The following is a 26555-nucleotide window of genomic DNA, read 5'->3' as shown; positions in this document are numbered from 1 at the left end:
GAGCGGCGCGACCGGGGCGTCGGAGCCGAGGGCGAGCGTCGCGCCGGCCGCGTGCAGCGAGGCGAAGGCGAAGGAGCGGTCGGTGCGGCCGGCCCAGTGGCGGTCGGCGACGTCGCGGTCGTCCATCGCGTGCTCCGGCTGCACGCTCGCGACGAGGCCGAGGCGGCCGAAGCGGGCGAAGTCCTCCGCCGCGACGAGCTGGGCGTGCTCGATCGTGCCGGCGAGGCCGAGCCGCTCGAAGACGTCGAGCACCTCGGCGTTCGCGCGGTCGCCGATGGCGTGCACGGCCGGGAGGATCCCGGCGTCGCGGGCGCGGATCAGCAGGCCCTCCACCTCCTCCGGAGCGACGCTCAGCACGCCGCACGGATGCGGGTGGTCGGCGGCGAGGCCGGGGTACGGGTCCCAGCACCAGGCGGTGCGGGTGTTCAGCGAGCCGTCGACGACGATCTTGAGGCGGCCCATCCGGGCGAGGCCGGCCGGATCGAGGGCGTCGCCGGTGCGCAGTCCGCGGGCGATCGCGTCGTCGAGCCGGTCGGGCCAGACCGAGGTCTCGACGCGCAGGGACGTGACGCCCTCCGCGAGGCGGGCGGGCCAGGCGCGGGAGTTGTCGGCGTTCTCGAACTCGACGATGCCCACGACCCCGCGGGCGGCGGCGGCCTCGGCGGTCTCGCGGTAGGCGGCGGACGTCGGCAGGCCGGCCGCGTCGATCAGGTCGAGCGTGCCGATCCACTCCGTCTCGCGCAGCACGCCGTCCTCGGGGATCGTCAGGCCGAAGCGCCGCCCGGCCGCGCTGTTCAGCCAGCCGCAGTGCAGGTCGCCGCTGATCAGGACGAGCGGCCGGTCGGGCGCGATCGCGTCGAGTGCCGCACGGGTCGGCGCGTCCGTCCACAGTCCGTCGCGGAAGCCGTAGCCGATCAGCACGGCGTCCTCGCGCACCGGCAGCGCCGCGCGCATGATCGCGACGGCCTCTGCGGCGCTCGCCGCGGGCGCGAGGTCGACCCGCTGGCGGCGGACCACCCACTGGGTGAAGTGCACGTGCGCGTCCCAGAAGCCGGGCGCGAGGAAGCGGCCGTCGGCGTCGAGGACCTCGGCGCTGCTCGGCAGCGCTCCGGCCGGAGCGATCGCGGCGATCACGCCGTCGCGCACCAGCAGGTCGGCGGGGGTGTCCTGCCCCGCGAAGAGAGCGGAGCGGATCAGGAGCTCGGTCATGCGTCCTCCAGGTCGAGAGGCCGGCCCATCACGGGCACGGCCCGGAGCAGCTGCCTCGTGTACGGGTCGGCGGGATCCGACAGCACGGCGTCGGTGCTGCCGTGCTCGACGAGGCGCCCGCCGCGCATCACCGAGACCTCGTCGCTGACGTAGCGGACGACGGCGAGATTGTGCGAGATGAAGAGCATCGTGAGGTCGAGTCTCTGCTGCAGCTCGCGGAGGAGGTTGAGCACCACGCCCTGCACCGAGACGTCGAGCGCCGAGGTGATCTCATCGGCGATCAGCACCTGCGGCTCTGCGGCCAGCGCCCGGGCGATCGTGATCCGCTGGCGCTGCCCGCCGGAGAAGGCGGTCGGCCGGTCGTCCGCGCGCGCCGGGTCGATGTGCACCAGGTCGAGCAGCTCGCGGACGCGGTCGTCGCGCGCGGCGGCGGAGTGCCGCCGGCCGGTCGCGAGCAGACCCTCCGCGATCGAGGCGCCGACGCTCATCCGCGGGTCGAGCGCGGACAGCGGGTCCTGGAACACCATCTGCACCCGGCGGCGGGCGGCCCTGGCGGACGGCTCGCGGCTGGTGATGTCGACGCCGTCGAGCAGGATCCGGCCGGAGTGCAGCGGGGTGAGGCCGACGGCGACGCGGGCCACCGTGGACTTGCCGGAGCCGGACTCGCCGACCAGCCCGTGCGTGGTGCCGGGCCGGACCGTGAGGTCCACGGCGTCGACGGCCGTGGTCGCCGAGCGGCCGTGGCCGAAGCGCACGGTCACCGCCTCGTAGCGCAGCTCGCTCATGCGGTCAGTGCCTCCTGGTCGTGGGCGGGCCGACCGGTCGCCGCGGCCTGCGGCTCCTCGTCGATCGCCGCGATCACCGGGAGCGGCGCGCTCCGGTCGGTCGCCATGTCCGGCACGCAGGCGATCAGCCCGCGCGTGTAGGGGTGCCGCGCCTCGTCGAGGCGGGCGGCGGCGATCTCCTCGACCACGCGGCCGTCGCGCATCACGACGATCCGGTCGCAGAAGCCGCTGACCAGCGCGATGTCGTGCGAGATGAAGAGGATCGCCGCTCCGGTCGCGTCCTGCGCCTCGCGCAGCGCCTGCATCACCTGCCGCTGCACGGTGACGTCGAGCGCGGTGGTCGGCTCGTCGGCGATCAGCAGCCGCGGCGTGCCCATCAGGCCCATCGCGATCATCGCCCGCTGGCGCATGCCGCCGGAGAACTCGTGCGGCAGCTGGCCGACCCGCTTCTCGGCGTCCGGGATGCGCACCAGGTCGAGCTTGTCGATCGCACGGCGCAGCGACTCGGCGCGCGGGGTGCGGGCGTGCACCTCGCTCGCCTCGCGCAGCTGGCGGCCGATGGTGAGCGCCGGGTTGAGCGAGGTCAGCGGGTCCTGGAAGATCATCGCCTGCTCGAGACCGAGGCGGCGGCGCTCGGCGGCGTTGGGCACCGCGGTCATGTCGATGCCGCGGAAGACGAGCTGCTCACTCGTGACCAGCGCGTCGGGGCCGAGCAGCCCGGCGACGGCGCTCGCCGTGACCGACTTGCCCGAGCCGCTCTCGCCGACGATGCCGACCGTCTCGCCGGGCAGGATCGTCAGGTCGACGCCGTGCACGCGCTCGGTCATCGCGCCGTCGCGGCCGGGGAACGCCACGCGCAGCCCGGACATCTCGACGACGGGCATCGCGTCCGTCACGGGTGCGACGACCTCGTCCGAGCGCCGGCGCTTCACGGCCTTCACCGGGCGGCGGCGCGAGGACGACTCGCTGAAGACCTCGCCGAGCAGCGCGAAGACGACGCCGACCAGCACCACGGCGATGCCGGGGCCGATCGCGGCCATCGGGTCGACGTAGATCCGCTTCGCGCCCTCGTTGAGCAGCCGTCCCCAGTCGTACTCGGGCGCCTGGACGCCGAGGCCGAGGAAGGACAGCGCGGCGAAGGAGAGCAGCGTGACGGAGGCGTGCGCGGCCGAGTTGACCAGCAGCGGCGGCAGGATGTTCGGCACCACGTGCCGGGCGGTCGTGCGGAGCGGGCGGCTGCCGAGCATCCCGGCGGCGCGCACGTAGTCGCTCGAGGAGACCGACGCGGCGAGCGTGCTGGTGAGCCGCGCGAAGACCGGGATGCCGGCGAAGCCGACGGCGAGCATCGCGCCGACCGCGGTCGTGCCCCAGATCACCGAGAAGAACAGTGCGAGCAGCAGCCAGGGGAAGGACAGCAGGATGTCGATGAGCCCCGCGATCAGCCGCTGCAGCAGGCGCGGCAGCAGCACCGCGACGACGCCGAGCAGCACGCCGCCGAGGACGGAGATGCCGGTCGCGCCGAGGGTGAGCAGCACCGAGACCCGGGTCGCGACGACGACGCGGGCGAAGAGGTCGCGGCCGAGGTCGTCGGTGCCGAAGGGGTGCGCGAGGCTGACGCCCTGCTGGCGGTCGGCGATCGAGCGCTCGGTGGCGAGGTCGCCGAAGAGGATCGGGCCGAGGACCGTCGCGAGGACGACCAGGACGAGGCCGACGGCGGCCGCGACGCCCTGCGGGCTGCGCAGCGACTCCGGGAGCCGGTGGGCGAGCGGCGGGCGGGGGGAACGGGATGCAGTGCTCATGGCTCAGGCCTCCGCGATGGCCGACCGCGGGTCGAGCGCGGCGAGCAGCAGGTCGATGACGAGGTTGGCAGCGAGGACCAGGACGGCGTACATCAGCACGATGCCCTGGATCAGCGGGTAGTCCTTGGTGGTGATCGACGAGACGATCGTCGAGCCGATGCCGGGGATGACGAAGACCGTCTCGATCAGCACCGTGCCGGCGACGAGGCCGGTGAGCACGACGCCGCCCGCGGTGAGCGTCGCCGTGACGATGTTGGGCAGCGCGTGGCGGAGGTAGAGCAGGTGCCCCGGCAGCCGCTTGCTGCGCGCGGTGGTGAGGTAGGGCGCCTCCAGCACCCGCACCATCTCGACGTGCACGATGCGAGAGAGGTAGGCGAGCGGGCCGATGGCGAGGGCGAGCACCGGCAGCACCGCGTACTCCGGGCCGCCCCAGCCCGCGGACGGCGCGAGCGGCACCACGATGCTGAACAGCCAGATCAGCACGACCGCGAGCAGGAAGTTCGGGATCGCGATCACGATGCCGAGCAGGCCCGAGACGCCGAGGTCGAGCGTGCGGTGCTTGCCGGCGCGGGCCGAGACGGCCGTGGCGACGCCGATCGGGAACGCTCCGAGCGCGGCGACCGCGAACGACACGACCGAGAGCATCAGCGTCGCGGGCAGCCGCTCGGCCAGCGTCGTGCCCACCGGGCGCTGCGTGCTGATCGAGGTGCCGAGGTCGCCGCGGAGCAGCCCGCCGAGGTAGTTCGCGAACTGCTGGCCGATCGGCAGGTCGAGGCCGAGGGTGCTGCGCAGCACCGCGACGGTCTCGGCCGGTGCCGTCGGGCCCAGAGCCGCGCGCACCGGGTCGCCCGGCACGAAGTGGACCATGAAGAAGGAGGCGATCAGCACGATCACCAGCGAGACCGCCGCGCGGGCGAACCGCTTGAGCAGGAAGGCGAGGCGCGGGGAGCCGACCGCGCCGAGCAGACGATCCCCCCGGCGCGGACCGGCCGCGGGCGCGCTCGGCGGGGAGGCCGGTGACAGCGGGGCCGTGGGTCGCACCGAGGGGATCGTCATGGTCAGCCCTGCATCCGGATCGTGGTGGGAGCGACGGTGCCGGGACGCTCGAGGGTCGCGCCCTTGACGTACATCGGCGACTCCGTCTCGGCGAGCGGGAAGACGTCGACCCGCTCGATCAGCTCGGACTCGGCCTGCTTCCAGATGCCGCAGGCCTCGTCGGCGCTGCCGGCGCTGAGCGCCTGCGTGGCGAGCGCGTTGTACTCGGGGTTCGAGACGCCCATGAAGTTGTAGCCGCCGTTCTCGCTCGTCTCACCGAGGAAGAACAGGCTCAGCACCACGGGGCTCGAGGGGGCGAGCTGGATGAAGCCGGTGTCCCAGTCGTAGCTCTGGTAGAGGTCGGTCGACCAGCCCGCGGAGTCCTCGGCGACCAGGTCGGTCGTGATGCCGAGCTCGTTCCACTCCTGCTGGACCTCCTCGGCGGCGGCGCCGTGCGAGGGGGTTCCGGCGTCGTAGAGGAAGCGGATGGTCAGCGGCTCGCCGTCCTTCGCGCGCAGTCCGTCGGAGCCGAGCGGGTAGCCGGCCTCGTCGAGCAGCTCGCCCGCGGCGTCCACGTCGGTGTCGGGCAGCGTCCACTCCGGGCCGCCCGCGACGCAGGTGAGCGGGATCTGGTTGACCAGCGAGACGGAGTCGACGGCGTTGCCGTCGGTGACCAGCTCGCCGACGGCGTCGCGGTCGAGCGAGAGGGTCAGCGCCTGGCGGACGCGGACGTCGGCGGTGGGGCGGTCGGCGCGCTCATTGAAGAGCATCTCGCCGATCGGGTTCAGCACACCCTCGGTGTCGAGGCCGGCGGCGTCGAGGCGCTGGCGGTCGGCGCCGATCACGGAGGCGGCGTTCAGCTCGCCCGAGATCAGCAGGTTCGCGGCGGTCGCCTCGTCGGTGATCACCCGCGCCTCGATCTCGTCGGGCAGGCCCTCGGTGTCGCTGGTGACGTCGTCCGGGCCCCAGGTGTAGCCGTCGCGCTTCGTGTAGGTGTAGTCGGAGCCGGGGTTCGACGCGGTCAGTGCGTAGAGCGCGGTGCCGTTGGTGGTGTCGGTCAGGGTCGACGGGTCGTCGAGGCCGGCCTGGCAGACCATCTCGATGCTGCCGGTGCCCTGCAGGAGGAACGGGTTGTTGGCCGTCGAGGTGACGGTGACGACGTTCCCCTCCGCGGTCGCCGTCATGTCGGCGGTGACGTTCGAGCCGAACCAGAACGTGCCGTTGTCGGCGTTCGCCTGGTAGGCGAAGTTCGCCGCGGCCGTCTCGGCGGTGAAGGGGGTGCCGTCGGCGCAGGTGATGCCGTCCTTCAGCGTGTACGCGATCGAGGTGGGCGTCGACTCCCAGCTCTCGGCGAGGAAGGGCACGACCTCGCCCTCGGGGGTCGTGTAGGCGAGCGAGTCGTAGCCGAACGTCACCATCGCGCGCTGCACGAGCGAGACGCCGGTGAACGGGTTGAGGCTGCCCGGGTCGTCGTTGATCGCGAGGGAGAAGGTGCCGCCCGAGACGGGGTCGGCGCCGGCCGCGGAGCCGCCGGCCGGGGCCGAGCAGGCGCTCAGGGCGAGCAGCGCCACCAGCGAGCCCGCGGCGACGGCCGGGACTCGGAGCGCTGTGGTGCGGGGAGAACGGGTCATGATGCGTCCTTCGGGGAATGCAGGGCGAGTGGTGCAGGACTCCCGATCAGGGCCAGCGGGCCCGCGGCCTTCACGGAGACTTTGAGCGACGCGCTGGCCGAGTACGACAGCGGCGTCTCGAGCACGTCGACGATCTCGACGAGGCGCGGATCGGCGCCGGCCTGGATCGCGCGCTCGATCGCGATCCGCCCGGCCGCCTCGATCGCGGCGGCGCGGCCGACGTGGTCGCACAGCTGGTCGGCGCGGCCGCCGGCCAGGGCGATCGCGGCGCCGACGGCGTTGGCCACGTTGCCGCGGTCGGGGCGGAGCACCTCGCTCGCGCCGTGCACGTGGTCGGGCACCAGGAAGCCGCCGCCGCCGACGACCACGAGCGGCAGTCCGACGCGGCCGAGCGACATCCGCTCCACGGCCGACTCGATCCGGTCCTGCGCGACGGCGAGGGCGTTGCCGAGGCCGGAGCGGGTGGCGCGGTCGAGCGCGGGGAGGCTCCGGCCGGGGATCATCCCGGGCAGCTGCATCGCGGCCGCGTCGGTGAGCGTGGCGGTCGCTCCGCCGAAGAGCAGGCCCTCGCGGGCGATGCGGTAGCCGACCGAGTCGGTGGTCGGCACGCCGGTCGCGAGGTCGACGACGGTGCCGCCGCCGATCCCGACGCTGAGGATGTCGGGCATCCGGAAGTTGGTACGGACGCCGCCGATCTCGCGCGGCAGGGTCGACTCGCGGGGGAAGCGGTCGACGAGCACGCCGAGGTCGCTGGTGGTGCCGCCGATGTCGATGATGATCGCGTCGTCGGCGCCGGAGAGGAACGCGGCTCCGCGGATCGAGTTGGCGGGACCCGAGCCGATGGTGAGCACCGGGTAGCGGGCCGCGTACTCGACGGCCATCAGCGTGCCGTCGTTCTGGGCGAAGAAGGTGGCGGCGTCGAGGCGCTCCTCGTCGACCACGGTGAGCAGGCCCTGGGTGACGTCGCGGGCGATGCCGTGCAGCGCGGCGTTGAGCACGGTCGCGTTCTCGCGCTCGAGGAGGCCGAGTGCGCCGATCTCGTGGCTGAGCGAGACGGGCAGGTCGACGCCGACGTGGTCGGCGACCAGCGCGGCGACCTCGAGCTCCTGCTCCGGGAAGGAGGGGCTGAAGATCCCGCAGACGGCGACGGCGTCGAAGCGGCCCTCGAGCGAGTCGAGGAAGCGGCGGATGCCGTCGACGTCGAGCGGCGAGATCGGGTAGCCGTCGATCAGGTGGCCGCCGCCGGCGAGCAGGCTGCCGGCGAGCACGGTGCCGCGGAGGTCGGCGGGCCAGCCGGAGAGCGAGGGGAACTCGGTCGAGGCGGGGGCGCCGAGGCGGATCACGGCGACGCGGCCGAGGTCGCGGCGGCGGACGATCGCGTTGGTGGCGTGGGTGGTGCCGAGCATGACGCGGGAGACGCGGTCGCGGTCGGCGCCCAGCTCGCCGAGCACCGCGGAGAGCGCGGCGCGGATGCCGCCGGTGACGTCCTCGGTGGTGGCCTGCTTGGTCCAGGCGGTCACGGCGCCGTCGGCGTCGAGCACGACGGCGTCGGTGTTGGTGCCGCCGACGTCGATGCCGACGGACAGGTCGCGGGGCTGTGCGCTCATCGGGCCACCTCCGCCATGGCGCCGTCGAACGGCACGTAGTCGAAGTCGAAGTCGAAGGCGGCGGGTCCCGCCAGCTCGATCCCGCGCGGGGTCCGCCAGAGCGGATCGCAGGCCCAGGCGAGCACGCTGACGCGCTGGCCGAAGCGGAGCATCTCGGTCGAGATCGCCTCGCCGGTCTCGGAGTCGAGGATCGAGACGAGGTCGGGGACGCTGACGACCACGCCGCCGTCCTCGATCACCACGAGGTTCTCGTTCTGGATCTCGACCCGCACCATCCGGCTGCGGTCGGCGCCGACGCCGTCGATCGTGACGGAGCCGCGGGTGAAGCCGCCCTCGGTGCTGCGGTCGATGTCGATCACCTTGCCGCCGATCAGCACGGCCGCGCCGAGCTCCTCGGCGATGTCGGCCACCGGGTCGGCGGAGGCGAGCAGGCGGCGGCCGACCTGGATCGCGCGGCTGACGGTGCCCTCGATCACGGCGCCCGGGGCGGTCTCGTGGGTGAGGAGGTAGTGCGCGCCGAGGGCGATGCCGCCGGCGGCGACGGTGAAGGCGCGGGCGTGGCGCTCGAGCCAGGCGATGTCGACGGTGCGCAGGACCGTGACGTTGCCGACCACGTCGCTCATCACCGCGAACTCGCTCGGCAGGCCGGCGACGTTCATCGAGATCATCGTGGCCTTCGGGAACGCGCGGCCCATGCCGTCCGCGTCGAGCACCGCGAGCCCGAGCTCCGCGGCCCAGCCGACCGGAGCGACGCCGTTGCTGCCGCCGATCTCGGCCGCCATCACGGTCGTGACCGGGCGGCCGATCAGGCGCTCGACCTCGCGGAGCAGCGTGTGCGCCTGGCTGCTCGAGCCGAGCATCTCGATACCGACCGAGGGGGCGCCCATCCCGGACATGATGATGACCGCGTCGTCCGGGCCGAGGTCCGCGACGCCGACGACGCGCACCGGGCCGTTGGCCTCGATCGCGTTCTCGACCGAGAGCTGAGCGCCGTGCACCGAGCCGCCTCCGCCGGTGCCGAAGACCGCGCAGCCGGCGGCCAGGGGAGCGACGTCGTCGCGGGTGATCAGGCGGACGGGAGTCGGTCCGGCCGGGGGCGTGAAGCTCATGCTCCGAGGCTAGCCAGGGGTGCAAGCGGGTGGAATGTGCCGTCACCATGAGAAAACGGCCATGATTGTGCTCATGGCACAGACGTCGCTCCTCCACGTCCTCGAGCACGGCGAGCAGTTCGGCATGGTCTGCCGCGCGGGCGACCCGGCGGGAGTCGCGCTCAGCGGAGTGGAGATGCTGGCGCTCGAGGACGTGGGACAGGCGCTGCCCGGGCACCTGGTGATCGTGCTGCACGGAGCGGAGCAGCCGCGGGCGTACCAGATCGACATCGTCATCCGGCGGGCGATCGCGGCCGAGGTCGCCGCGCTGCTCTTCGTGGGCGAGCTGGCGCTGGCCGAGACCTCGCGCTCGCTGGCCGACCGCGGGGCGCTGCCGGTGCTGACCGCGAGCGCGCCGCCCTCCGAGCTGGCCGTCTCGATCGACCGGCTGCTGCGCGGCGGGGCGGCCGAGGCGCTCGGCCGGGCGGAGCTCGCGATCGCCGCCGCCCGGGCCGCCTGCGACGGCGACCCGCTCGATGCGCGCTCGGCCGTGCTCGACGCGGCGACGGCGGCGCTCGGGATCGAGCTGCGGATGGTCGAGGATCCGGCCGTCACCTGGAGCGACCCCGACGCGGTCTGCATCGGCGAGGTCGCAGTCGGGCGGCTGGTCGCGGAGCAGCCGGAGACCGCGGCGGTGATCGCGCTGCCGGTGATCGCCGCGCTGCTGTCCCGGGCGCTGCAGCGCGAGTCGCAGGTGCGCTTCGGCCCGGCGCGCTCCCGGGCCGACCTCGTGGTCGAGCTGCTGCTCGCCGAGTCCTCGCGCATCGACGCCCTCGCGGTGGACGCCGCGCGGGCCGGGCTGCCGGTCGCCTCCGCGCACGCCGCCGCCTGGATCACCCCGCGCCACCGCGACGACGCCGAGCGCCGCCTCCCCGCGGCCCTGGTCGCGGCGATCGAGCTGAACGCCTTCCAGCTGACCGACGGCCGCGACGAGGTCTGGCACCTGGCGGTCTTCCACGACGACCTGGTGGTGGTGGCGTCGGAGGAGTCGGGGGCGCCGGACCACCAGCGGCGCGTGCGGGACGTGGCGGAGCGGCTGATCGCGTACGGTGCGGCTCTTGCGGGGGAGGGCTGGACCTTCACGGTCGGCCTCGGCACGCCGCAGTCCGGCGCCTCGGGGCTCCGGCAGTCGGCGACGGAGGCGCGGATCACCGCCGGCTCGGCCGTCGCGGCGGGGCGCCTCGGGGCTGTGGAGGTGACCGATGTGACCGGCCTGCGCCGGGTGCTGCTCGACTTCTACGCATCCCCGCTCAGCCGCGCCCTGCTCGACGACGTGCTCGCTCCGCTCGACGCCCTCGGCACGGAGCGCTCCGCCATCTCGGTGCGCACGCTGCTCGCGTACCTCAGCAACCGCAACTCCCTCGCCCGCGCAGGCGAGGTGCTGCTGCTGCATCCGAACGCCGTGAACTACCGCGTGCGCCGCATCGAGCAGGCGCTGGCCCTGGACCTCGAGGACCCGGACACCCGCTTCGCCCTGGAGCTGGCCTGCCGCCTGCGGGTGATGGCGACGAGGCGCTGAGGCGTGCTGCCGCGTCGACTGGACGCGGAGCGGGGGCTGCGAGGGCGCCGGAGCCCGACGCGGGTCCACTCGCGCGGGAGGCGCACTGCGACTGGACACGGAACGGGGTGTGACCGAGCATCGGAGCCCGCCACCGGTCCACCCGCGCGGATCCGGCGCCCTGTCAACACCTCGATGTCTGAAGGGATATTCAGATAGCGTCGTCGACGAGCGGATCCGGAGTCGGCCGTCGTCGCATCCCCCCGCGGCCCCACGAGAAGGCGCCCGCCCGCGGACGCCGACCCCCGGGCCGCGGCGACGAGGGCACTGCTCGCCCGCCGCAGGAGAGCCCCCACTCCCTCGCGGCCGGTCGGACGCACGTCACCGGGCCCCGCCGCTCCCCGCCCCCGACTGCGCGCCGAAGGATCTCGATGACGACTCTGCTGGACCCCCGACCCCCCGAAGGCCGACGCATCACCGGCGAACGGCCGTGACCGTGACCGGCCTCGACGACACCCGCACCCCGCCACTCGAGAACGCGCGCGAGCTGGTCCTCCACGCCTGCCGCGTCGGGGACGCCGAACTGCAGTCGCACATCGACGATCTGTGGGCGGCCAAGCCGGACCCGGAGAGGACGCGCGGACTGCTCACCCGCTACCGGCGCGAGGTCGAGGACGCCCGCAGCCTCCTCGCAGCAGCCGCCGACCCGCAGTGGTGGCGGTCGGCGACCGCCGAGCAGATCGAGGCGAGCTGCCGGGCCGCGAGGATCTGGGCCGAGGGCGACCCGGTCTGCGCCGACCTCGAGCGGGCGTTCGCCGCGCAGCTCCGGAGCGTCCTCGGCATCGACCTGACGCAGATCCCGCGTCACGAGCGGAGCCGCTGACCTGCGGTGTCGGGCCTTCGATGCTCCTCGCCGGAGTCTCTGCGCTCTGTGATGGAAGTGGGCGTGCGCACTTGAGCCTGGAAGGCCCGATCGGCTGAGGAAGGCCGGTTCTCGCGGCTTCCAGTCTTCGTCGTGCACGTGCGCGCGCGGACATCGTCAGCGCAGCACCGCCGACACCGCCTCCGCCAGCCGGATCGCCGCGCGCTCGAGCTCGCGCGAGCGCGCCGTGACGTCATCGGCCATGCCCACCAGGCACGCCGCCGCCACGACCGCGCCGCTCGCATCGCGGATCGGCGCCGAGATCGAGACCATGCCCGCGTCGTCGTAGGCCTGCATCGAGAGGACGCCGTCGCGGCGGACGGTCTGCACCCGGCGGAGGAACCGGGTCAGGTCGCGCGGGGTGTGCCGGGCCGGGAACAGCTGGGTCAGCTCGTCGGGCTCGAGGTCCATCAGCATGGTGGGGCCGCCGTCCGAGCCGACGATCGGATGGGCGCGGCCGAGCCAGGGGATCATCGCCAGGCCGTCGCCGGCCAGGCTACGATCCAGCACAGCGAGCTCCTCGACCAGGGTGAGGCTGCGCATCCCCGCGAGCACGGTGACGAACGCGCAGGCGCGCAGGCTCCGCGCGGCCTCGGCGACCAGCGGGCCGCCGCGCGACACGATCAGCGGAGCGGCCGCCGCCCGGAACCAGCCGTGCACGACCCAGGCGACGCGGAACTCCCCGTCGCCGCCGCGCTCGACCACGCCCGCCGCGACGCACGCATCGAGCAGCCGACCGGTGCGGTCGCGGCGCAGCCCGGTCGCCCGCGCGGCGCCGGCGGCGGTGTCCGGCCCGTCGGCCAGGTGCTGCAGGAGCGGCAGGGCCGCGTGCAGCGCGGAGCCGCCGGCGGTCGAGACGGTTGAGACCGGCGGTTCGTCGCCGTCCGCCGTGTCGCGCCCCGCGCCCGCCTCCCGCGACCCGTCGAGCCCCGCCTCGATGCTCCGTCGTGCGACCGCCAGCGCCCGCCGGATCCGCGGCCCGTTCTCGCGCAGCCGCACCGCCGGCAGCCGCACCGCCAGCACCGCCGCGCACTCGCCGGCGGGCGTCAGCAGCGGCGTCGCGATCTCGACGCGCAGCCCCTCGGCCGTCTCCACGACGGCGTCCTCGCCGAGGCGGAGCGGATCCGCGGCCAGGGCGATCGCGCCGCCCGCGTCGTCGATCCGCTCGCCGACCGCGGCGGGGGAGTGCAGGGTCCACGACGAGAGCACGCTCCCGATCACGCGCATCGCCCCGGGCGCTCCGGCCGCCAGCACGACCGTCTCGCCGGTCTGCTGCGCCGCGAGCGTCAGCGCGAACCGGAGCGACCGCGCGACCGGCGCCGCAGCCCGCCCCGAGAGCCGCACGGCGACCGCGCCCAGGCGGTAGCTGCCGTAGTCCGCGCCGCGCTCGATCAGCCCGGTCCGCTCCAGCTCCGCGCACAGCCGCGACACCGAGCTGAGCGGCGCGCCGAGCTCGGCGGCGAGAGCGCCGACGCCGAGCGGCGCCGTCGGATCCGGCCGCTCCCCGAGCAGCCGCACGACCCGCAGCCCCGTCGTCACGCGAGACCCCACCCGTCGCCCCCTCCGCAGAAACTGCAATCCGTGGCGCAGACTATTGCGTTCCGCGGTCCTTCGCGAGGGGCGCGTGGGGCGCCGTTCCTAGGGTGGACCCGCGTCCGCGCCATCCGCACCCCTCCGAGGAGCCGCCATGACTGAGCCCCGAGCCCCCGAGAAGTTCGACGTCGCCGTCGTCGGGATGGGCGCTCTCGGCAGCGCCGCCGCCTACCACCTGGCCCGCCGCGGAGCCCGCGTCGTCGCGTTCGAGCAGTTCGAGCTCGGCCACGTCCGCGGCGCCTCGCACGACACCTCGCGCATCCTGCGCACCTCCTACGGTGCCCCCGAGTACGTGCGGCTCGCGCAGTCCGCATACCTCGACTGGGCCGATCTCGAGGCGGAGTCGGGTGAGACGCTCGTCACCATCACCGGCGGGCTGGTCTTCTTCCCGGCCGGCAGCCCTTACTCCGCCGAGGCGTTCCGCTCGAGCCTCACGGAGAGCGGAGTGCCGTTCGAGCTGCTGACGCCGGCCGAGGTCACCGCGCGCTGGCCGCAGTTCTCGCTGCCCGAGGGCACGCAGACGGTCTACACGGCCGACTCCGGCATCGTGCACGCCGCCCGCACGGTCGCCGTGCTGCAGCTTCGCGCTCGGCAGCACGGCGCCGTGATCCGCGACCGCACGCCGGTCGAGGCGCTGCTCCCGGGCGAGGACGGCGTCGTCCTGCGCACCGCGGGCGGCGACGTGCTCGCGGGCAAGGTCGTCCTCGCCGCGGACGCCTGGACGAACGAGCTGCTCGCACCGCTCGGCGCCGAGATCCCGCTCGTGACGATGCAGGAGCAGGTCAGCTACTTCGCGCCGGCCGAGCCGAGCACTTTCGATCGCGAGCGCTTCCCGGTCTGGATCTGGGAGGACGAGCACTGCTTCTACGGCTTCCCGACCTACGGCGAGCCGACGATCAAGGCGGCGCGCGACGTCTCCGACAACCTGATGGCCCCGCGCGAGCGCACCTTCGTCCCCTCGCCCGAGCTGCTGGACGAGCTGACGGGCTTCGTCGGCGCCGTGATTCCCGCCGCCGGCGAGGTGCTGCGCACCGTCACCTGCCAGTACGCGCTCACGCCCGACCGCCGCTTCGTGCTCGGGCCGCTCGACGAGCACCCCGACATCCTGGTCGGGCTGGGCGCCGGGCACGCCTTCAAGTTCACGCCGACCATCGGCCGCGTGCTCGCCGAGCTCGCCCTCGACGGCGCGACGACCGAGGACGTGTCGGCCTTCGGAGTGACCCCGCCGGTCGCGGCGCCCCTTCTGGGCTGAGGGCGCGGGAGGAGGAGCGTCCCCCTCCCGCGCGCCGTCACGCGACCTCGCGCTCCTCCTCCGCCGCCGGCTCGAGCTCGACGACCTCGTGCGACTGCCGCACGACGGGCGCCGCCGCGGTCACGGCGGGCGCGCCGAGCCGCGTGGGGGCGGCGGCCGGCCAGCCGATCGCCTCGGAGGCGCCCCGCAGGTTGCGGAGCCACCACGCCCAGTCCTCGGGGACGAGGCTGAACGGGTCCTCGTAGCCGAGGGCGCGGGCCGCGTAGACCGGCCAGTGCGCGTTGGCCAGCGCGGGGCGGCCGAGGTAGACCAGATCGAGCAGGTCCTCCTCGATCACCCGGTTGGCGATCTCGGGCTGCCCGAGGTTCCAGCTGGCGGCGACCGGGATGCCCACCTCCTCGCGGATCCGGGTGGCCGTGCCGACCATGCCGCCCAGCTTGCCGATCGGGATGTCGCCCTGCATGGCGTCGGTGTTGAAGCCGATGCTCACGTCGGCCAGGTCGAGTCCGTGCTCCTTCATCCAGCCGATCGCCGTGATCGACTCGTCGACGGTCGCGCCGCCCGGGTGCAGGTCGTCGACGCCGAGCCGCATCGTCAGGGGGATGCGCTCGGGGAGCACCGCGCGCACCGCGTCGAGGGCCTCGAGGTGGAACCGGGTGCGGTTCTCGAGGCTGCCGCCGTAGGCGTCCGTGCGCTGGTTGGCGAGCGGCGAGAAGAACTCGCTGCCGAGGTAGCCGTGCGCGAAGTGCATCTCGACCCACTCGTAGCCGGCCTCGACGGCGCGCGCGGCGGTGTCGGCGTAGTCCTGCATCAGCTGCGCGATCTCGTCGACGGTCAGCGCGCGCGGCACGTAGGGCATGTCGCCGCCGTAGGCGATCGCGGAGGGCGCGCGGGTCTGCCAGCCGGCCTCGTGCTCGGGCGGGAGCATGGAGCCGCCCTCCCACGGGGTGACGAGGCTGCCCTTGCGGCCGGTGTGGCCGAGCTGGATCGCGGCGACGCCGCCCATCGACGTGATCATGTCGACCACGCGCTTGTGGCCCTCGATCTGGTCGTCGTCGTAGAGGCCGGCGCAGTGCACTGTGGTGCGTCCGTCGGGCGTGATCGCGATCTGCTCGGGGAAGACGAGGCCGAACCCGCCGGCCGCACGGGCACCGAGATACATCAGGTGGAAGTCGTCCAGCTTGCCGTCGGTCGAGCGGTACATCGTCATCGGCGACATCGCGATGCGGTTGCGGAGGGTCACGCCCTTGAGCGTGTACGGGGAGAAGAGGTCGGGCATCGTGATCCATTCCGGGGGGAGGGGGTGAAGTGGAGCGAGTGGCCTCAGTGCATCACCGGCGCAGACTCCGGCCGATTTCGCGGCCGTTGCCGGTCCGTAACGTTCTGCTCACGGGGCGGCAGGGGGAGTGAGAGGTCGCGCTGCGGCGCCCGCGCCCGCCATCCTGGAAGCACGTGCGCGGTCCGCCGCCGCGACCGAGGAGGGGGACCCGTGCAGATCCAGAGATCCGGCGAGGATGCGCGCCGCCGCCCGCTCTACGGCGGCTCGGGCGTGCTCGATCTGGAGTACTACTTCCGCGCCACGACCGCACTGCCGAGCTCGGTGATGCGCTTCCACCTCGAGCCGGGCACCTCCGAGGGCGAGCACGTGCACCTCGCGGGCGACGCCGGCAGCTGCTCGCCCGAGAGCTCCGACGAGCTCTACGTGGTCGTGCTCGGCGAGGTCGTGATGACCGTCGACGGCGAGAGCGCCGTGCTGCGCGCGGGCGACGCCCTCTACGCCCCGGCCGGCAGCCACCACGGAGTCGCCAACGAGTCGGACGCCCCCGCCGAGCTGATCCTCGTCTTCGGCCCACCGACCCCGCGCTGACCCACGCGAGGAGCAGACGCGCTGGAGTCGTCCCCTCCCTGCTGGTCGAGCAGCCGCGCCAGCGGCGTCTCGAGACCCCGCCGCCCAGGCGCAGAGGCGCCCGACCTCTCCTCCCAGCCCCATCGCCACCCGCCCCCACCCCCCTTCCGTGCTTCCGCACCCCGCCTCCCGCCGGCGCCTGCCATCCTGGCCGGGCACGCGCCCGACCCCGTGCATGGAGGCGCCGATGTCCGACGACGGGATGGCCGAGTCCGGCTACCGGCAGACCCTCACCCGCGGCATCGGCCGCTTCGGCAGCTTCGCCGCGGGAGTCAGCTACATCTCGATCCTGACCGGCACCTTCCAGCTCTTCTCCTTCGGATACGCGAACGGCGGCCCCGCCTACTGGTGGTCCTGGCCGATGGTCTTCGCCGGGCAGCTGGCGGTGGCGCTCTGCTTCGCCGAGCTGGCCGCGCGCTACCCGGTCGCCGGCTCCGTCTACAACTGGAGCAAGCGCCTGGCCGGCCCGACGGTGAGCTGGCTCGCGGGCTGGATCATGGCCCTCGCCTCCGTCGTCTCGCTCGCCGCCGTCGTGCTCGCGTACCAGAGCACGCTCCCGCAGATCTGGCGCGGCTTCCAGCTCGTCGGCGACGGCACCGGCACGAGCGCCGGCGTCAGCGCGGTGCTCTGGGGCGCGATCCTCGTGGCGTTCACGACCGGCGTCAACGCCCTCGGCGTGCGGCTGATGGCGCGGATCAACAGCGTCGGCGTGCTGATCGAACTGGTCGCCGCGGTCCTCCTCGTCGTCGTCCTGGCCGCCAACGCGGTGAACCCGCCGAGCATCGTCCTCGAGACGGCCGGCCGCGGCGACGGTCTGCCCGGCGGCTACCTCGGCGCGTTCCTCATCGCCGCGATCGCCTCCGCCTACGTGATGTACGGCTTCGACACCGCCGGCTCGCTCGGCGAGGAGACCGTCGATCCGCGGCGCACCGCCCCCGCTGCGATCCTCCGCGCGATCACCGCCTCGTTCGTGCTCGGCGGCCTGATCATCCTCTTCGGCCTCCTCGCCGCCCCCGGCCTGGCCGACCCTGCGCTCGGCTCCCCGTCCGGCGGACTCCAGCTCGTGGTCCTGCAGGTGCTCGGCGGCCCGCTCGGCTCGGTCTTCCTCGGCTGCATCGTCGTCGCGATCACCGTCTGCGCACTCGCCGTGCACACGGCCGGCATCCGCCTGGTCTTCGCGATGGCCCGCGACAACGCCCTGCCCGGCAGCGCCCTGCTCGCCCGCGTCGACCCGCGCCGCCGCACGCCGGTCGCCCCGGCCGTCCTAATCGGCGTCCTCGCCGTGCTGATCCTCGTCGTCAACATCGGCACCCCCGAGATCTTCACCGCCGTGACGAGCGTCGCCGTCATCCTGATCTACCTCGCCTACCTCCTGGTCACCGTGCCCCTGCTGCTGCGCCGCCTCCGCGGCCGCTGGCCCACCGCCGACGCGCCCGCCGGCGCCTTCTCGCTCGGCCGGCTCGGCCTGCCGGTCAACATCGTCGCTGTGCTCTGGGGCGCCGCGATGGCCGTCAACCTGGCCTGGCCCCGCACCGAGGTCTACGGCGACGGCCCCCTCCGCTGGATCGCCCTGATCGTCGTCGGACTCGTCGTCACCGTCGGCCTCGCCTGGTTCCGCCTCCGCGGCCGCCACCACCTGGGCGTCTTGCCGGAGCACGCGCTGCCGCTCCCGGAGCCGCTCGACCGCTGACCGCCCGCATCCGCGCTCTCGCTCCACCCGTCACTCCGGGTCGCCCGATCCGTCACGAACGGCTCCCTCTCCGCCGCCGAAGGAGCCGTTAGCGCCGGACCGCCGCCGCGCTCTGCCCGCGGGAGCCCCGTACCCGCCGAGTCGCCCCAGAAGGTCCGTCCTCCGGCCCGGGAATGAGCCTTCTCGGGCGACTCACCGCCGAGGGCTCCTGGCCGACCGCCTCGGCGGCGGCGATCGTGCGCGCGGGCTCCTGTTCGACGGTGCGCCAGGATGGACGGCGGGCGACCGCCCGTCGAGGGGAGGGGGCGCCGTGCCGGACCGCCAGGCGCTCTCGACCGGCGCGCTGCTCACGCACGCGGTGCTCATCCAGGCCGTCGCGTTCCTGCTGCGGCCGGCCGCGGTGTACCAGGCGATCCAGCTCGACGTGCCGGCCTGGGCGCTCGGAGCGCTCGGCGCCTCGTTCGCGGTGGTGCCGCTGCTGATCGCGCTGCCCGTCGGCGGCCTCGTCGACCGGGTCGGCGCGCGCTTCGTGATGGCCTGCGGCTCACTGCTGACGATCGCCGCCGCCGGCCTGCTGCTCCTCGCGGGCGGCGGCCTCGTCGGCCTGCTCTGCGGCACCGCCCTGCTCGGCGCCGGCCACCTCGGCTGCGTCGTCGGCCAGCAGGCGGTGGTCGCCGGGGGAGCGGCCGGCACCCGCCTCGACAGCCGCTTCGGCTACTACACCTTCGCCGCCTCCCTCGGCCAGGCGATCGGCCCCGCGTTCATCCCCGTCTTCGCAGGCAGCGCCGTCCGCCCCGACCCCGCGCCGCTGTTCCTGGTCGGAGGCGCGCTCGCCGTCCTCCTCCTCGCCGTCACCACCGCGATAGCCCGCCCCGCACCCCGTACCACCGCCGAGACCCCATCCGACGGCTCGACACTCGGCCTGCTGCGGATCCCCGGCCTCGCCCGCGCCCTGCTCACCAGCGCGACCGTCGTCGCCGCCGTCGACCTGACGGTCGTCTACCTCCCGGCCCTCGGCGCCGAGCGCGGCCTCCCCGCAGGCGTGGTCGGCGCCCTGCTGACCGTCCGCGCGCTCGCCTCGATGGCCTCCCGCCTCCTGCTCGGCGCGACGACCTCCCGCTTCGGCCGCACCCGCGTGATGGTCGCCGGCATCGTCGTCTCGGCCGTCTGCCTGGTCCTCACCGCCCTGCCCGCGCCCACGGCCTTGCTCTTCGTCGCCGTCGCCTTGCTCGGCCTCGGCCTCGGCATCGGCCAGCCGATCACCATGTCCTGGCTGATCGAGCGCACCCCCGCCGACCGCCACGGCCGCGCCCTCTCCCTCCGCCTGGCCGGCAACCGCATGGGCCTGATCGCCCTCCCGACCCTTCTCGGCACCATCGCCGCCGCGGCCGGTGCCGGCGGCGTCCTCATCGGCACCGGCGTCGCCGTCGGCTCCACCCTCGTCCTCCTCCGCGGCGTCCGCCTCGACTGAGCGACGCCGCCCCCGAGCCGGGTTCGCTCGGGCGTCGAGTCGCCCTGGAAGGCTCTGATCCGGCCGCGATCCGCGCCTTCCCGGGCGGCTCGGCAGCCCCGCCGTGCTCACTCCAGGCGCACCTCCGCGGCGGACTTGTCGGCGCGCCAGCCTCGCCAGACGGGCTGGCGGAGGGTGCCGCCGGAGGTGCGCTCGCGGTAGCGGACCTCGCCGACGAGGACGGGCTCGACCCAGTGCACGCCGCGGGACTCGGCGGGTGGGACGGCCACCGCGGGCTCGTCGGTCGCGTGCTCGGCGAGGCGGTCGACGAGGCCGCGGCGCTCGCGGTCGCTGAAGCCGCTGCCCACCCGGCCGGAGTAGACCAGGCCGTCGTCGCCGGGGAGTGCCGTCAGCAGCGAGCCGACCGAGCCGACGAGTCCGCCCTCGCCCTCGCGCCAGCCGACGATCACCACCTCCTGCACGCGGTGATGGGTGAGCTTCACCCAGTCGCCGGAGCGGACGCCCGGCCGGTATGCCGCGTCCCGGCGCTTGGCGACCACGCCCTCCAAGCCGAGCGCGAGGCTCGTCGACATCGCCTCCTCCAGGTCGCCGTCGAAGACCGAGGGGACGTGCACGCGCTCGTTCTCGGTCGCCAGCTGCTCCAGAGCCGCGCGGCGCTCGTCGTAAGGGCGGCCGATCGCCTCCGTGCCGTCGATCGCCAGCAGGTCGAACAGCATCAGGTGCACCGGAGTCGCGCGCGCCGCCGCTTCGATCTCGCGCGGCTTGGTCAGGCCGCCGCGGGTCTGCAGTCGGCCGAAGTCGGGCCGGCCGCGGTCGTCCAGCGCGACGATCTCGCCGTCCAGCACACAGTCGACCGCCGCCGCCTCGGCGATAGGACCGAGCAGGTCGGGGAACGCGCCCGTCAGGTCGTTGCCGTTCCGGCTGGTGAGGGTCACCGCTCCGCCCGCCACCCGCACCAGGGCGCGGTAGCCGTCCCACTTCATCTCGATCGCGGAGTCGCCGGGGATGTCCGCCGCACGCCCGGCGGTGGCGAGCATCGGCCGGAAGGCGGCGGCCTCCGCGGTCGGCGCGGCAGCGGAGGACCTCGACGCTCCGGAATCGGTCGGCGTCGCAGCGGACGATCCCGACGCGCCGGACCCCGCCGCCCCCGACGACCCCCCGCCCTTCCGCACCCCGACCCCGCGCCCGCGCGGCTTCCCTCCGTGTGACTGCCCTCCGTGCGCCGCGGCCCCCGGCGCCATCAGGTGCAGCAGCCAGTTCTTCTCGTCCCCCTTGCCGCCCTTCGCCCCGGTGTGCAGCAGCGCGTACCGCCGCGGCTCACCGCCGAGCCCGCCGTCCGGCCGGCCGGTGAGCACCGCGATCACCTCCTCGCCCTCGCGCCACTTCTCCAGCGCGTAGGTGCCCTCGTCCCAGATCCGCACCTCGCCGCCGCCGTACTCGCCCGCCGGGATCGTGCCCTCGAAGGCCGCGTACTCGAGCGGGTGGTCCTCCGTCTGCACCGCGAGCCGGTTCGGGTCGCCGTCGAGCGGCGGCCCCTTCGGCACCGCCCAGCTGACCAGGACTCCGTCGTGCTCGAGCCGGAAGTCGTAGTGCAGCCGCCGCGCGTGGTGCTCCTGCACGACGAACGTGTCGCCCGAGGTCGAGATCCCCGCTCCCGGCGAGGGCACCGGCTCCGGCGTCTTCGACGCGTCGCGCATGCTCCGGTAGGCGGCCAGCCGGTCGGCGGAGGCGTCAGTGGCCGCGAAACCGGCCATCCGCTCCGGCGACGGCTCGAGCCCGGCCCCGCGGGCGGCGAGCACCGGGCGCAGCAGGTCGCCGTCGCTCCGCAGCCGCTCGACCACCTCGTCCGGCGCGAGGTGCCGCAGATCCGCCGCGCCGATCTCCTCCCACGTGCGCGGCGCGGCGACCCGCGGCAGCAGCCGGCCCCGCAGCGAGTACGGCGCGATCGTCGTCTTCGCCGCGCTGTTCTGGCTCCAGTCGACGAGCACCTTGCCCTCGCGCAGGGTCTTCTTCATGTCGGAGACGACCAGATCGCGGTGGTCGGACTCCAGCACCTTTGCCAGCTCGTGCGCGACCGAGGAGATCTGGTCGCTCGAGGCGGAGGCGTCCAGCGGGCAGTAGAGGTGGATGCCCTTGCTGCCGCTGGTCACCGGGAACGGCTCGAGCCCCATCCCCTCGAGCAGGTCGCGGGCGAGGAACGCCACCTCGGCGCACTCGGCGAGCCCGGCGCCCTCGCCCGGGTCGAGATCGAGCACGAGCCGGTCCGGCGGCCGGCGCTCGCCGTCCGAGCCGACCCGCCACTGCGGGACGTGCAGCTCGAGCGCGGCCTGCTGGGCCAGCCAGGTCAGCCCGGCGACGTCGTCGACGAGCGGGTACTCGACGTCGCGCGAGGAGTGCGCGAGCTTCGTCCGGCTCAGCCAGTAGGGCGCGGAGGAGGGCAGGTTCTTCTCGAAGAAGACCTCGCCCGGCTCCTCCGCCGTGCCGACCCCGTCGACCCAGCGCTTGCGGGTCACCGGCCGGCGGGCGAGGTGCGGCAGCATCGCGGAGGCGACCGAGGCGTAGTAGGAGAGGACGTCGGCCTTGGTGAACCCCGCCTCCGGATAGACCACCTTGTCGAGGTTGGTCAGCCGCAGGCGCCGCCCACCCACCGTCACGAGCTGCTGCGAGGAGGGGGTCATAACTCCATGGTGGCGTCGCCCGCCCGCCGAGGGGGAGGGAGTTGCGCCGACGGGGGAGGATCGCGGCGAGGACGGCGATGTGGAGGAGCGGCCGGGCTGCGGGGACTGCGCGGCGTCCGCAGGAGCGCGTCTCGCGGCCCGCGCACGGCTGCACTGGATAGCCTGACGATCACCCCACTTCCTCGACAAGGAGCCCCCGTGCCCGAGACGATCACCGACATCCCCCTCACCACGATCGACGGCACCGCGTCGACGCTCGCCGACTACGCGCCGGTGAAGCTCATCGTCAACGTCGCGTCCCGCTGCGGTCTCGCACCGCAGTACGAGAAGCTCGAGGCGCTGCAGAAGCAGTACGGCGACCGCGGCTTCACGGTGCTCGGCTTCCCGAGCAACCAGTTCCTGCAGGAGCTCAGCGACTCCGACAAGATCAAGGAGTACTGCTCGACCACCTGGGGCGTCACGTTCCCGATGTTCGAGAAGGTCAAGGTCAACGGCCGCTCGGCGCACCCGCTCTACGCGGAGCTGACCAAGACCGAGGACGAGGCGGGCAAGGCCGGCAAGGTGAAGTGGAACTTCGAGAAGTTCCTGATCACCGCCGACGGCACCGTGCACCGCTTCCGCCCGACCGTCGAGCCCGACGACCCGCGCATCCTGGAGCTGATCGAGGCGTCGCTCCCCGCCTGATCGCGGCGCCGACGCGGGCCTGTCCGGCGCCGACGCGGGCCGACCGACCGGCGACGAGGGCCGACCTCGCGGCAGCTCGGGCCGGCCTCGCGCCGCTGGGCGGCTCTAGCGCGCGTGCAGCCCTTCGGCGATCCGCGCCTGCGCGGGCTCGACTCCCTCGGGGCAGACGATGTCCGAGACCTCGAACGGCGTCGCGCGGGTGAAGGGGATCATCTCGATGCCGTCGACGTGGCGCAGAAGGACGAGGCTGCTGTCGCCGTCGCGGAGGGTACGGCGCACCTGGCGCAGGAAGATGCCGGCCATCTCGAGCTCGACCGTGAAGACGCGGCCACTGACACCGATCCGGCAGCCCAGGACGGGCTGCGAATCGGTCGAGGCGGAATCCGGGGCGTGGCGGACGGCGATCGGCTCGTCCTTGCGCTGCGAGCCCCCCGTCCCGGTCAGGGTGGGTGCTGCGAATGCTCGCGCGGTGTCGGTCATCGTCGTCTCCGTCCGTGGTCGCGACCGACGGAGAACCGCCCGGTCACTGTCCTCCGACGCTACGTCGTGACCCTGTGATGGGGGGTGGGGTTGACGGATCCGGTCCGGGGGGACAGGTGGGCGGATCAGGAGCCCTGGCGCGACTCCTCGGGCTCCGGGAGGACGGACAGCTCGCCGTGCATGCTCGCGACGCTCAGCATCTGCTCGATCCACGCGCGGTTGAGCTTGGGCTGGTGCGTCTCGGCGAAGCGGAAGTGCAGCGGCACCGAGGGGTGCAGCCAGACCGAGCTGCGGCCGTGGCCGGACGAGGCGTCCTCGGTCCAGGAGAGGGAGAAGGCCTCGTTGCGCCGCAGCTTCGACAGCACGGCGACCTTGAGGTGGGCGAGGACCCGCTCCTCGAACTCGATCTCGAGATTCTGCGGTCCATAGGTCAGCGTGGCCACGGGCGCCTTTCGTCAGTGCGAGCCGCCCACGGCGGACGGCTCCTCGGGGACGCTAACCGGTCGACCCCCTCCGCGCGGAATCGGCGGACAGACACGCCGTTGCCCCATTGACAGGCCGGGCGCCGCCCCCTAGTCGAGGGCCGTTGCGCCCGCATGCTGGTCGAGTAGTCCCGCAGGGGGGTGCCGCCCGCTCGCCGAGGGCCTCTGCGCCCCATGCTGGTCGAGCAGCCCCGCAGGGGCGTATCGAGACCCACCGTCCCCAGCAGGGTGGTCTGCAGACTCGTCCTCTCGACGCGGGTGGAGAGAGATACGCCCTCTGCGAGGGCTACTCGATCAGCATGGGGCGTCCCCTACGGACAGGGTCGTCTTCGCGTGTGCCCGACGCCCTCCGCGTGAAACGTTCGGCTCGCGCTTCCACCCCGGGCTCGCGGTTCCGGCGCATTCCAGAGTGCCGGGGTCGATTCTGCGTGCCGGACGTCCGGCACCGAGCCCCGCCCGGCCGCCGCCCGGCGCGACCGGGTAGCATCGCAGGGCCTGTTCCGGCGGACGAAAGCGATGAGGCCATGAAAACGCGAGTCATCTTCTACCTCATCGGAGGCGTCCTCCTCCTCGGCGCCGGCATCAGCTCGCTCGGCGACGGGGCGTCGGTGCCGGACATCATCACGATCCTCTGCGGCGTGCTGATCCTCGCCCTCGCCGGCTGGCAGTACCGCCGCTCGCACGGCCCCGAGGAGCGCACGCCCGGCGACGACGTCGAGCGCCCCCACCGCTAGCCCGCGCGCACCCCGACTCCCGCCGTCGGCCGCCCGGCCCGCGAGCCGCTATCCGCGCGCCAGCAGCAGCCGGTACGGGGCCGCCCGCTCCACGCGCCAGCCCTCGGGCGCCAGCGCGCGCAGCTCCGGCGCCGTGTAGCTCCGCCGCACCGACAGCGACCCGTCGTAGTGCAGGAACGACCCCGCCGCGATCGGCCGGGTCGCCGCCGCGTACGCGGTGTACGCGAGCCGCGACCGCTCGATGTCGTTGTGCAGCGCGCGCGGGGCGAGCTTCTCGCTGTCCTCGAGCAGCGCGCTCAGCGCCTCGGCCGACAGGTGGTGCAGCAGGTGGTTCGACGTCACGATGTCGTACTGCGCGCCCTCGGCGACCAGCTCCTTGCTGCTCGCCCGCCGGAACTCCAGCCCCGCCGGCGCCGGCGTCGATGTCGCGAAGGCGTACGCCCTCTCGTCCGGATCGATGGCGGTGATCGCGAGCCGCAGTCCGTCCGCGTGCGCCCAGTCGGCGAGCGAGCGCGCGATGTCTCCGCCGCCCGAGCCGATGTCGAGCAGCCGCAGGGGCTCCTCGCTGCGGAACAGCGGGCGCAGCCGCGTGCGGTACAGCCGCCGCCAGCCCGAGACCAGCCGGTTCACCGCGCCGAACCGCGCGTAGGTCGCGTCGAGCAGCGCGCGGTCGCAGGACGGATCGTCCATCAGCTCCTCCGCGGTCGTCTCCCGGCGGCGGAGGTCGGGGACGAGCGGCGCGTGGGCGGTCATGCCCCGCCGCGCTTGGTGAGCAGCGCCATCTCGACGGTGAGCCCGGGCCCGAACGCCATCGCGCCGATCCGCTCGCCGTCGGCGGCCTCGCCGTGCAGGAGCCGGCGCAGGATGAACAGCACGGTCGCGCTCGACATGTTCCCGACCGTCCGCAGCACCTCGCGCGAGGGCTGCATCTGCTCGTCGGAGAGGCCGATCGCCGACTGCACGCGGTCGAGGATGCTCCGCCCGCCGGGGTGCACCGCCCAGCGCTGCACGTCCGCGGCGCCGACCCCGCCTCGCCCGAGCATCGGCTCGAGCGCGGTGGTGATGTTGGCGCCGATGATCGACGGCACGTAGGTGCTCAGCCGCATGGTGAAGCCGTGGTCGCCGATCGTCCAGGCCATCTCGTCCTCGCCCTCGGGAGTGAGGGTCGTGTCGAGCGCGTCGATGTCGAGCACCGCGGTGCCCGCCTCGGGCTCGCGCGCCGTGACGACCGCCGCGGCGGCCCCGTCGGCGAAGACGGAGCTGGCGACGATCTGCTCCGCGTCGCTGGAGCTGGTCAGGTGGATGCTGCAGAGCTCGGCGGCGACGACGAGAACGACCGCCGACGGGTCGGCCTCGCAGAACGCGCGGGCGGCGCGGAGCCCCGGGAACGCGCCGTAGCAGCCCATGAAGCCGAGGTGGAAGCGCTGTGTCGACACCCGGAGTCCGAGCGTGCGGACCAGCTGATAGTCGGGCCCGGGCGCGTAGAAGCCGGTGCAGGAGACGGTGACCACGTGCGTGACCTCGTCCGGCGCGAAGCCGGCCGCCTCGAGCGCGCGCTGGGCGGCATCGGCGAAGAGCTCGGGCGCGCGGGCCGTGTAGACCGCGTTGCGCGCGGCCGTGCCGGGATCGAGCAGGTGGCCGGAGCGGGCGTCGTAGAAGGTCCTCTCGCCCTCCCGCTCCTCGCCGTCGAGCTCGTCGACGACGGTGTGGCGGGTGTCGATGCTCGAGGCGTTGAACGCCGCGCCGATCAGACGCGAGCCGAGGCGGGTGATGCCGGGCTGCGCGGCGAACAGGTCGCGGAGCGCGGGCTGATGCAGGACCGTGGCGGGAACGGCCGTCTCGATGCTGCGGATGTGGACGCTCACCCGCGGGAACCTATCGCACGTTCCTGCGGGTGAGCGGCGGCGCAGCGGATCCGCGTCCGGATGCTCGGCGTGCGGATGCTCGGCGT

General features: G+C 74.0%; 22 protein-coding genes. 8 read left to right on the top strand and 14 right to left on the bottom strand.

Features of this window, described 5'->3' with window-relative positions; genetic code table 11:
- The 7 genes from GTU73_RS18905 to GTU73_RS18875 all read right to left on the bottom strand — a co-directional run.
- Nucleotides 1-1209: amidohydrolase family protein (locus GTU73_RS18905; RefSeq protein ID WP_160091142.1), on the bottom strand; the 1209-nt coding region annotated here is incomplete at its 3' end.
- Nucleotides 1206-1994 (bottom strand): ATP-binding cassette domain-containing protein, encoded by a 789-nt coding sequence (locus GTU73_RS18900; RefSeq protein ID WP_160091141.1) that lies wholly within the window; start codon nucleotides 1992-1994, stop codon nucleotides 1206-1208. The genes GTU73_RS18900 and GTU73_RS18905, both read right to left, overlap by 4 nt.
- Nucleotides 1991-3793: a dipeptide/oligopeptide/nickel ABC transporter permease/ATP-binding protein gene (locus GTU73_RS18895; RefSeq protein WP_160091140.1), complete on the bottom strand. Its 1803-nt coding sequence runs from the start codon at nucleotides 3791-3793 to the stop codon at nucleotides 1991-1993. The genes GTU73_RS18900 and GTU73_RS18895 overlap by 4 nt, the downstream gene beginning before the upstream one ends.
- A 3-nt stretch (nucleotides 3794-3796) precedes the next feature.
- The gene (locus GTU73_RS18890) at nucleotides 3797-4849 is read right to left on the bottom strand and encodes an ABC transporter permease (protein ID WP_160091139.1); all 1053 of its coding nucleotides are present in this window, start codon (nucleotides 4847-4849) and stop codon (nucleotides 3797-3799) included.
- A gap of 2 nt (nucleotides 4850-4851) precedes the next feature.
- Complete coding sequence (locus tag GTU73_RS18885; RefSeq protein ID WP_160091138.1) at nucleotides 4852-6459, bottom strand: ABC transporter substrate-binding protein; 1608 nt, start codon at nucleotides 6457-6459, stop codon at nucleotides 4852-4854.
- Entirely contained in the window at nucleotides 6456-8066 is a 1611-nt protein-coding gene (locus GTU73_RS18880) for a hydantoinase/oxoprolinase family protein (protein WP_160091137.1), read from the bottom strand. Before GTU73_RS18880 ends, GTU73_RS18885 begins: the two co-directional genes overlap by 4 nt.
- The gene (locus GTU73_RS18875) at nucleotides 8063-9175 is read right to left on the bottom strand and encodes a DUF917 domain-containing protein (protein WP_208543707.1); all 1113 of its coding nucleotides are present in this window, start codon (nucleotides 9173-9175) and stop codon (nucleotides 8063-8065) included. The genes GTU73_RS18880 and GTU73_RS18875 overlap by 4 nt, the downstream gene beginning before the upstream one ends.
- 73 nt (nucleotides 9176-9248) lie before the next feature.
- On the opposite strand from GTU73_RS18875, the gene GTU73_RS18870 reads away from it, so the two are divergent.
- Both GTU73_RS18870 and GTU73_RS18865 read left to right on the top strand, forming a co-directional pair.
- Nucleotides 9249-10733 carry a PucR family transcriptional regulator gene (locus tag GTU73_RS18870; RefSeq protein ID WP_208543706.1) on the top strand — a complete coding sequence of 495 codons (1485 nt, stop codon included), beginning with the start codon at nucleotides 9249-9251 and terminating at the stop codon, nucleotides 10731-10733.
- Between the two features lie 475 nt (nucleotides 10734-11208).
- Nucleotides 11209-11595: a hypothetical protein gene (locus tag GTU73_RS18865; RefSeq protein ID WP_160091136.1), complete on the top strand. Its 387-nt coding sequence runs from the start codon at nucleotides 11209-11211 to the stop codon at nucleotides 11593-11595.
- A gap of 156 nt (nucleotides 11596-11751) precedes the next feature.
- Here GTU73_RS18865 and GTU73_RS18860 read toward each other — a convergent pair whose 3' ends face one another.
- Nucleotides 11752-13173, bottom strand: a complete 1422-nt coding sequence (locus GTU73_RS18860; RefSeq protein ID WP_160091135.1) for a helix-turn-helix domain-containing protein — start codon at nucleotides 13171-13173, stop codon at nucleotides 11752-11754.
- 148 nt (nucleotides 13174-13321) lie between these two features.
- On the opposite strand from GTU73_RS18860, the gene solA reads away from it, so the two are divergent.
- Nucleotides 13322-14479, top strand: coding sequence for an N-methyl-L-tryptophan oxidase (solA, locus tag GTU73_RS18855; protein ID WP_160091134.1), 1158 nt, complete (start codon nucleotides 13322-13324; stop codon nucleotides 14477-14479).
- A 37-nt stretch (nucleotides 14480-14516) separates the two neighbouring features.
- Here solA and GTU73_RS18850 read toward each other — a convergent pair whose 3' ends face one another.
- A complete protein-coding gene (locus tag GTU73_RS18850; RefSeq protein ID WP_160091133.1) occupies nucleotides 14517-15758 on the bottom strand; it encodes an NADH:flavin oxidoreductase/NADH oxidase in 1242 nt (413 codons plus the stop codon).
- A gap of 210 nt (nucleotides 15759-15968) precedes the next feature.
- Here GTU73_RS18850 and GTU73_RS18845 point away from each other — a divergent pair, with 210 nt between their 5' ends.
- From GTU73_RS18845 to GTU73_RS18835, 3 genes are all read left to right on the top strand, one after another.
- Nucleotides 15969-16346: a cupin domain-containing protein gene (locus tag GTU73_RS18845; RefSeq protein ID WP_127887753.1), complete on the top strand. Its 378-nt coding sequence runs from the start codon at nucleotides 15969-15971 to the stop codon at nucleotides 16344-16346.
- Nucleotides 16347-16572: 226 nt separating this feature from the next.
- Nucleotides 16573-18075, top strand: coding sequence for an amino acid permease (locus GTU73_RS18840; protein ID WP_244231705.1), 1503 nt, complete (start codon nucleotides 16573-16575; stop codon nucleotides 18073-18075).
- Between the two features lie 310 nt (nucleotides 18076-18385).
- Entirely contained in the window at nucleotides 18386-19546 is a 1161-nt protein-coding gene (locus GTU73_RS18835) for an MFS transporter (protein ID WP_160091131.1), read from the top strand.
- Between the two features lie 107 nt (nucleotides 19547-19653).
- Here GTU73_RS18835 and GTU73_RS18830 read toward each other — a convergent pair whose 3' ends face one another.
- A complete protein-coding gene (locus GTU73_RS18830; RefSeq protein ID WP_160091130.1) occupies nucleotides 19654-22224 on the bottom strand; it encodes an ATP-dependent DNA ligase in 2571 nt (856 codons plus the stop codon).
- A 198-nt stretch (nucleotides 22225-22422) separates the two neighbouring features.
- Here GTU73_RS18830 and GTU73_RS18825 point away from each other — a divergent pair, with 198 nt between their 5' ends.
- Nucleotides 22423-22908, top strand: a complete 486-nt coding sequence (locus tag GTU73_RS18825; protein ID WP_244231704.1) for a glutathione peroxidase — start codon at nucleotides 22423-22425, stop codon at nucleotides 22906-22908.
- A gap of 105 nt (nucleotides 22909-23013) precedes the next feature.
- Here GTU73_RS18825 and GTU73_RS18820 read toward each other — a convergent pair whose 3' ends face one another.
- Nucleotides 23014-23388, bottom strand: a complete 375-nt coding sequence (locus GTU73_RS18820; protein WP_160091128.1) for a hypothetical protein — start codon at nucleotides 23386-23388, stop codon at nucleotides 23014-23016.
- Nucleotides 23389-23513: 125 nt separating this feature from the next.
- Nucleotides 23514-23831, bottom strand: a complete 318-nt coding sequence (locus GTU73_RS18815) for a hypothetical protein (RefSeq protein ID WP_244231703.1) — start codon at nucleotides 23829-23831, stop codon at nucleotides 23514-23516.
- A 563-nt stretch (nucleotides 23832-24394) separates the two neighbouring features.
- On the opposite strand from GTU73_RS18815, the gene GTU73_RS18810 reads away from it, so the two are divergent.
- On the top strand, nucleotides 24395-24604 hold the full coding sequence (locus GTU73_RS18810; protein ID WP_160091127.1) for a hypothetical protein: 210 nt from the start codon (nucleotides 24395-24397) through the stop codon (nucleotides 24602-24604).
- A gap of 48 nt (nucleotides 24605-24652) precedes the next feature.
- Here the strand turns inward: GTU73_RS18810 and GTU73_RS18805 are convergent, their stop codons facing one another.
- Complete coding sequence (locus GTU73_RS18805; RefSeq protein ID WP_160091126.1) at nucleotides 24653-25357, bottom strand: methyltransferase domain-containing protein; 705 nt, start codon at nucleotides 25355-25357, stop codon at nucleotides 24653-24655.
- Nucleotides 25354-26469 carry a type III polyketide synthase gene (locus GTU73_RS18800; RefSeq protein WP_160091125.1) on the bottom strand — a complete coding sequence of 372 codons (1116 nt, stop codon included), beginning with the start codon at nucleotides 26467-26469 and terminating at the stop codon, nucleotides 25354-25356. The genes GTU73_RS18805 and GTU73_RS18800 overlap by 4 nt, the downstream gene beginning before the upstream one ends.
- Nucleotides 26470-26555: the final 86 nt, after the last annotated feature.

Origin of the sequence: Rathayibacter sp. VKM Ac-2804, from assembly GCF_009866655.1 — a bacterium.
Lineage (GTDB): Bacteria > Actinomycetota > Actinomycetes > Actinomycetales > Microbacteriaceae > Rathayibacter.
This window is presented reverse-complemented; position numbering and strand designations above follow the sequence as displayed.